Below are 6,815 nucleotides of genomic sequence, written 5' to 3' on the forward strand. Positions count from 1 at the left end.
GGCCCAGGGGGAGCGCGGTGCCAGGGCACGCGAGCCCAGCAAGATCCAAACGAGAGGCCCTAGGGCTTGCGGCCGATGGCTCCCCAGCCGGCGCGGATGGTGGCGGTGCCGGTGGTGGAGTCCGGCCGCCAGTTCGGCCAGGACACCAGCCCCGGCTCGACGAGGTCCAGACCCTCGAAGAAGCGGGCGATCTGGGAGGGCGGGCGGAGAATGTAGGGGATGGCGCCGGTCGCGTTGTAGGCGTCCTGCGCCGCGACGTGCTCGGGCCCGTCGGCCCAGCAGTGGCTGAGAGCCAGGTAACTGCCGGAGGGCAGCCGCCGCACCAGCCGGTCGATCAGGCCGAGGGCCTCGTCGAAGTCGACGATATGCCCGAGGACATCGCAGCAGACCAGGGCCGCGGGCTGGGAGAAGTCCAGCATCTGTGCCGCACCCGCGAGGACTTTCTCCGTGTCCTGCATGTCCGCCTCGACGTAGGTCGTGGCGCCCTCGGGGGTGCTGGTGAGCAGGGCATCGACGTGGCGCACGACGATGGGGTCGTGGTCGATGTAGACGATACGGGCGTCGGGCGCGATGCGCTGGGCCACCTCGTGCGTGTTGTTCACGGTCGGCAGCCCGGCGCCCAGGTCGAGGAACTGGCGGATGCCCGCCTCACCGGCGAGATAGGCGATCATACGGCGCAGGAAGTGCCGGGACTCCTGCGCGAAGGCGCGGGACTGCGGGAAGGTCTTCTCGTAGGCTTCCCCGGCTATCTGGTCGGCCGCGTAGTGGTCCTTCCCGCCCAGCCAGTAGTTCCAGACACGGGCGGAGTGAGCGACAGTGGTGTCGATACGGTCCTGCGGGTCCTTCATAAGGTGTCCTCCTTGGGAACGGGCAGCGGAGTTCCGGAGCGAGGGGCGTAGGCGCACGCCCGGTCCAGCAGCGTGCGATAGGCGGTCACGGTGGCGATGTCGCTCCAGACGCCGGGCGGACCGACCAGGCTGTCCTGAACAACGTGATCCGGAATCTCCGGCACATCGACTCGGTAGAACGTCAGCGGCGCCGTACCGGTCAGCGGGTGGACCCGGCCGGCGAGGGGCGAGATCTGCAGGGTGTGGAGCCGCCGTGGCGGGCCGACCACCGCCCGCAGCGCCTCCAGTTGCTCCTCCATGACCTCATGGGAACCGGCGCGGGTGTGCAACGCGGCCTCCGGCATCAGTGCCCAGATCCGCGTCTGCCGCGAGGTGATGTGGGCCTGCCGCTGGGCCAGGAACTCCGCCCGCCGCCGCCGGTCCGACGCGGGCGCGTCGGGCCGCAGCATCCGGTCGGCCGCCTCCGCGTAGGCGGAGGTCCGCAGCAGTTCGGGCACGAGGGAGGGGTGCCAGGTCCGGATGAGGCTGGAGGCGGATTCCACGCTCATCAGCTGCTGCTGCCACTCGTCGAGGACACCGCGCCAGGGATGCCACCAGCTCGGCGCGTTCGCCTCCGCCAGCTGCCCCACGAACTCGGCGACCTCCGCCGGCCCGGCGCCGTAGCGCTCCAGCAGTGTGCGGACCTGGGCGGCGTCCAGCGAGGCTGCCCCGAGCTCGATGCGCCGGACCGTCGCGGGATGCGCGCCGAGCGCCTCGGCAGCCTCGGTCTGGGACACTCCGGCGCCGACCCGTCGTTGCTGGAGACGGGTGGCCAGCACCATGTGGAGCACGCTCGGGCCCGACCGCGGCCTTGGCATCCCGACCTCCCCCATCCGCGTCCGGCACTCTGCGCGCATCTTCCGCCTGGCTCATTCTGCATGCTGCGGTACCCGCGTAATGCACCACATAGGAAAATTGTGTCCACGAAACGGCACACCCGCCTCGATCTCAAGCGCCGCGCGTCATGCAGCCGGGCCCGTCACCGGGGCCCGCTGGACCCTGGCTGACTTCCCGGGCTGCCGCGGCCGATCGAGGAAGACCGGCCGGGGCTTCCTGCCGGCCCCCTCCGCCCGCACACGATCCCCGCCCCGGACCTCGCGGAGGCGCTGACTGCCGCGCGCCTCCCCCGCACTGGGCGAACTCGGCGAACAGCTCGCCGACATGTGCGCGTGAGACGCCGGACAGGGCAGAATGGAAATGGCCGTGCGAGCCCAGCCCGGTCACAACTCGCCCCACCCGTCCGCCCCTTCTCATGTCACGGCCCGGCCCGACTGGGTCGATCACCACATCCGCCGAAGCCGTGGAACTGCCCGGCTTGCCTCGCGTCTGCCGGGATCTCGAAGACGATCCCAAGCCCGTCGCGCTCGTCCCACTGCTCACCGACACGCGTGAAACCGAAACCCGCGATGGCGGCCAGGGAGGCCCCACTCACCTGACGCGGACCCACCGGAGCGTCACAGGGCGCGCTGCGCGCCCCACAGCGGCAACTGCTCAAAGAACGCGACGGCCTCGTCGCGCCAGCGCGGCCGCCAAGCGGCTGCGAGCGCGGACGCCGACTCGGCGGTGCGGCGGATGTCGCCGCGCAGTCGTTCGCCGACGCTGTGGTGCCGGGCGATCTCCTGGACACGCTGGACGGTCTCCGGAGAACAGACGGGATCGGAGAGCGCGGCCTCCACCGCCTCCCGGTCCTGGCCGCTCGTCGCTGCCAGGAGGGCGCATACCGCGTAGCTCAGGCGGCCCGCGCGCAAGTCCGCACCGGCCGGTTTGCCTGTCGTTCCGGTATCGGCGAACAAGTCGAGATAGTCGTCGCGCATCTGCCCGCTCACCCCGACCAGCCGTGCGTACCGAGCCAGTTCCTCATGGTGGCCGGCCGGGTCATCGCCCGCCGCGAGCAGGCCCAGCTGCAAGGGGGCCAGCACCGAGTACCGGGCGCTCTTGTAGTCGGACACCAGGTCCAGCTGTTCCCGGTCGGGCACGGGACCGAAGTCACGCTCCAGGTCGAGGAACTGTCCGATGACCGTGTCCACCCCCGTCGTTGCCTGAACGGCGGCCATCGCCTGCCGCACATCCCGGGGAACAGGCGCGTTCAGCAGCACCTGCATGGACAGGAAGGCGGCCAGATCCCCGGCCAGGACGGCAAGGCCCAGCGCCGTCTGCGGGTGGCTGGGGAACCGCTCCCGGTAGGCGTAGTACACCGACGGCGCACCGCGGCGCATCGGGGAGTCATCGACGATGTCGTCGTGGATGAGTCCGTGCGTCTGGAGCAACTCGATACTGAGCGCGGCCTCGTCCAGAGCGGGCACGGGATCGGGAGTGACCAGTCGCGCCGCCTCGTACAGCAGTGCCACCCGCAGTCGCTTTCCCCCGCGCAGCGACATGTCCCGTACCAGGTCCAATGCCTCGGCCGAGAACGGACCCCGGGTGAGCGGCTGCCGGGCGAGCGTGTCGAAGTAGTCCGCGAACAACGCGTCGAAGCGGCTGCGGTATCCGGCGAGCCGCTGCTGGACACCGGCCGCGTTCTCAACAGACATGAAGGGCACTCCCTGAAACACTGGTCGGCACGCACAGGGCCGGCAGCCGACTGACGCGGCAGACCCGCGTCCAGTATCACCAGGTCACGCAAGGGCCACCCCAACGGGGTGGAGCCGACGTGGCGGGACCGGCGGGCCTTCGGGATCGCCGGGGCCCGGCCACCAGCGAGGCGGGAAACGATCTCAGCCCGCTCGGGAAGAGATCTTCGTGTGCCTCGGGAGTGGCTGGTCAGCGGGCACTCGTGACACCCCCCGCCCAGGACAAACCCGAAGCCCGCCCCGGCGCCCGACGCGCCCACCACCACCCGGCTGACGAACACCACGTACGCACGGATACCGGGCGGGCAAAGTCATGAACAGCTGGTTCCGTGGGTGGGACTACCGGTTCGCCCTGTGGGTGGGACTGTGCGGAGCGGTCTCCCAGGCACTCGTACTCGCGGTCTCCCGCGCCCGGGACGCCCGCACCGCCGACGCACTTGGGGATGGCAGCGTGTGCGATGGTATGTGCGCCACCGCCTGCCCGCTGGGCATCGACACCGGGGACCTCGTGCGCCGGCTGCGCGCCGAGCAGGCTCCGGCGGCAGCGCGCCGCGTGGCGGACGGCGGCACGCCTCTGGGAAGGGGCGTCCCGGCTCGCCGGGACCGGGCTCACGGCCACCGCACGCCTTCCCCGGACCACCGCCACGGTGACCCGGGGCGCGCGCCGTCTCGTGGGCGACGGCGTCCGCGTCCTTCCGGGCCCTTGCGGCCCGTGCGGGGATCGGGGCGCGGATCCCCGGCGTGCTCGCGGGCCTGTGCTGCGGCACCCCGTGGAAGTCCAAGGGGTTCACGGACGGATACGAGGTCATGACGGGCCTGGTCCTGCCCGCGTTGGGGGAGGCGAGCGACGGGGAAGCGCTGCCCGTCGTCGGTGACGCCTCGTCATGCACCGAGGGTCGACGATGCCAGAGGCCGCCGCCGAGGGCTCGTCGTACCGCGGCCTGCGCGTGCTGGACTCGGTCGGCTACACCCATGACGTGCTGCTCGACCGCCTGCCTCTCCGGCGCCGTATCGCCTCCATCGCCCTCCATCCCACCTGCTCGTCCCAGCGATCGCGGGCATCACCGCTGGACGGCGACCACGGTGTGCTGGCCGGGATCCCGGTATCTGTCGCCCGAGGTCGTCGTACCCCTCAACCGGGGATGCCGCGCCTTCGCCGGGAACCGCGGGCTCCCGCACCCCGAGCTGACCGCATCGGCCACCGCCACCGAGACCTCGGAGGTGACCGCACGCGACTTCGCCGCCCATGCCTCCTCCAACCGCGCCTGTGAGCTGGGCATGACCAGGGCCACGGGCCGGACGTACCGCCACGTCCTGGAACCGCTGGACGAGGTGACGCGCTGATCCGATTGAAGGATGGCGGTCAGTGACTGCCCAGCGGCAAATATTGCAGAGCCTGAAATCTTGCAGATTCTGCACTCTTGCCTTTACGGTGGAACGGTGACGACAGCAGGACCAGCCCGAGGCCGGACCGGTGACAACACCCCGGGCCTTCGGGAGCGCAAGCGGCGGCAGACCCACCGGCTGCTGGTGACCACCGCCCTGCGGCTGGTGACCGAGTACGGTCTCGACCGCGTGACCGTGGAGGACATCAGCGCGGAGGCCGGGGTTTCGGCGCGCACCTTCTTCAACTATTTCGCGGTGAAGGAGGACGCTCTGCTGGTGGCGTACCCGGACGACGAGGAGCGGATGGCGACCCTGCCGGACCGGATCGTCACGGCTCCGGCCCGGCTCTCGCCGCCGTACGCCATGGCCCACGCCTGGCGGGACGATCTGGCCCGGTGGGATACCGACCGCGACGAATGGCTCACCCGGCTCACGGCGGTGACGGAGCATCCGGCGCTGGCCGTCCGGCTCGTCCGGTACATGACCGAGGAGAAGCGCGTCACCGTCGAGGCTCTGGCCCGCCGGACCGGGCTGGCGCCCGACGATCCGTACCCCGAACTCGTGTTCCATGTGGTCGGGGGGGCGGTGGAGGCCAGCATGGCGCTCTGGCACCGGCTGGGGGGTGAGACCCCGCTCCCCGGCCTCGTCGACACCGCGGTGGCCGCCGTCGAAGCCGGGCTGCCCGCCCCGGCCCGGGCGACCCGGCCACCCGGCGACCGGACCGGCCGCCGGGTCACGGCACCGCAACCTCACCGCAGCGACACCGGAACGACAGCGAAAACCGGCGGGACCACGGCGGAACGGCGGACGGGACCGGGACCATGACGGACCCGTCCGAGCGGCCGCCCGGCCGTTGGCCCGGTACCAAGGAGCGGAGGACCATGGACACGGCAATCGTCATCGGCGGCGGACAGTACGGACTCGGGGCCGCCTACACCCTACGGAACCAGGGATTCAGACCGATCGTGCTCGAAGCCGGCACCGCGCCGGCCGGATCCTGGCCGCACTACTACGACAGCCTGACCATCTTCACCCCCGCCCGGCTGTCGTGCCTGCCCGGGATGCCGTTCCCCGCCCGGGCCGACCACCTCCCCCACCGCGACGAGATGGTGGCCTATCTCCTGGCGTACGCCGCCCGGCTCGACTGCGAGATCCGTACGGGCACCCGGGTCACCACCGTCCACACCACAGCCGACGGCTACGCGGTGACGACGGAGACCGGCGAGGTGCTGCACGCCCCGGTCGTCGTGGCCGCCACCGGCACCTTCGGCAATCCGAACCGCCCGGAGATACCCGGCCTCGCCGCATACACCGGAAAGGTGCTGCACTCCGCCGATTACCGGTCGCCCGAACCGTTCGCGGGACAGCGGGTCATCGTGGTCGGCGGGGCCAACTCGGCGATGCAGATCGCCCATGAACTGGCCGGGGAAGCCCAGGTCACCCTGGCCAGCCGACGGCCGATCAGATACACGAAACTCCGGCCGCCCAGCAGCCGGGCCGGCTGGAAGGCCCTCGAAACCGGACTGCTGTTACCGGTCGGTGCCCTGATACCGCTGGGGCACGAGACCGCGGTGATCGTCGACAACGACGACAGGTACCGCAAGGCCCTGGACAGCGGTGTCCTGGACCACCGTGAACTGTTCACGGCCGCCGACGGCACCGACATCCGCTGGGCCGACGGGAGCACCGAGCACGTCGACACCGTCCTCCTCGCCACCGGCTACCGCCCGGCGGTGGAGTACCTGCGGCCGATCGGCGCGCTCGACCGCCGGGGTGTGCCCCGGCAGCGGTCGGGCCTGTCCACGGTCCACCCCGGGCTGGCCTTCGTCGGCCTCGAAGGCCAGCGGTCTCTGCTCTCCGGCGGGATCCACGGCGTCGGCACGGACGCCATCCATGTCGCCCGCAGGCTGCGCCGCTGGATCGCCTCCACGGAACCCGCCTGGCGCCGCCCGGCGGCCTGACGGATATCGAG

Annotated in this window: 6 protein-coding genes; 3 read left to right on the top strand and 3 right to left on the bottom strand. The window is 71.4% G+C overall.

Going from position 1 to position 6,815, the window contains the following annotated elements; genetic code table 11:
• Positions 1 to 59 precede the first annotated feature (59 nt).
• The 3 genes from ACWF94_RS28825 to ACWF94_RS28835 form a co-directional block, all read right to left on the bottom strand.
• A complete protein-coding gene (locus tag ACWF94_RS28825; protein WP_453494719.1) occupies positions 60 to 848 on the bottom strand; it encodes an SAM-dependent methyltransferase in 789 nt (262 codons plus the stop codon).
• Positions 845 to 1,705 carry a helix-turn-helix domain-containing protein gene (locus tag ACWF94_RS28830; RefSeq protein ID WP_453494722.1) on the bottom strand — a complete coding sequence of 287 codons (861 nt, stop codon included), beginning with the start codon at positions 1,703 to 1,705 and terminating at the stop codon, positions 845 to 847. The genes ACWF94_RS28825 and ACWF94_RS28830 overlap by 4 nt, the downstream gene beginning before the upstream one ends.
• A 636-nt stretch (positions 1,706 to 2,341) precedes the next feature.
• A complete protein-coding gene (locus ACWF94_RS28835) occupies positions 2,342 to 3,418 on the bottom strand; it encodes a polyprenyl synthetase family protein (RefSeq protein ID WP_453494725.1) in 1,077 nt (358 codons plus the stop codon).
• Between the two features lie 1,122 nt (positions 3,419 to 4,540).
• Here ACWF94_RS28835 and ACWF94_RS28840 point away from each other — a divergent pair.
• The 3 genes from ACWF94_RS28840 (at position 4,541) to ACWF94_RS28850 (ending at position 6,804) form a co-directional block, all read left to right on the top strand.
• Entirely contained in the window at positions 4,541 to 4,801 is a 261-nt protein-coding gene (locus tag ACWF94_RS28840; RefSeq protein ID WP_453494728.1) for a hypothetical protein, read from the top strand.
• Between the two features lie 96 nt (positions 4,802 to 4,897).
• Positions 4,898 to 5,668: a TetR/AcrR family transcriptional regulator gene (locus tag ACWF94_RS28845; RefSeq protein WP_453494731.1), complete on the top strand. Its 771-nt coding sequence runs from the start codon at positions 4,898 to 4,900 to the stop codon at positions 5,666 to 5,668.
• 56 nt (positions 5,669 to 5,724) lie between these two features.
• The gene (locus ACWF94_RS28850; RefSeq protein WP_453494734.1) at positions 5,725 to 6,804 is read left to right on the top strand and encodes a flavin-containing monooxygenase; all 1,080 of its coding nucleotides are present in this window, start codon (positions 5,725 to 5,727) and stop codon (positions 6,802 to 6,804) included.
• Positions 6,805 to 6,815 lie beyond the last annotated feature (11 nt).

This window comes from Streptomyces sp. NPDC055078 (genome assembly GCF_053607985.1).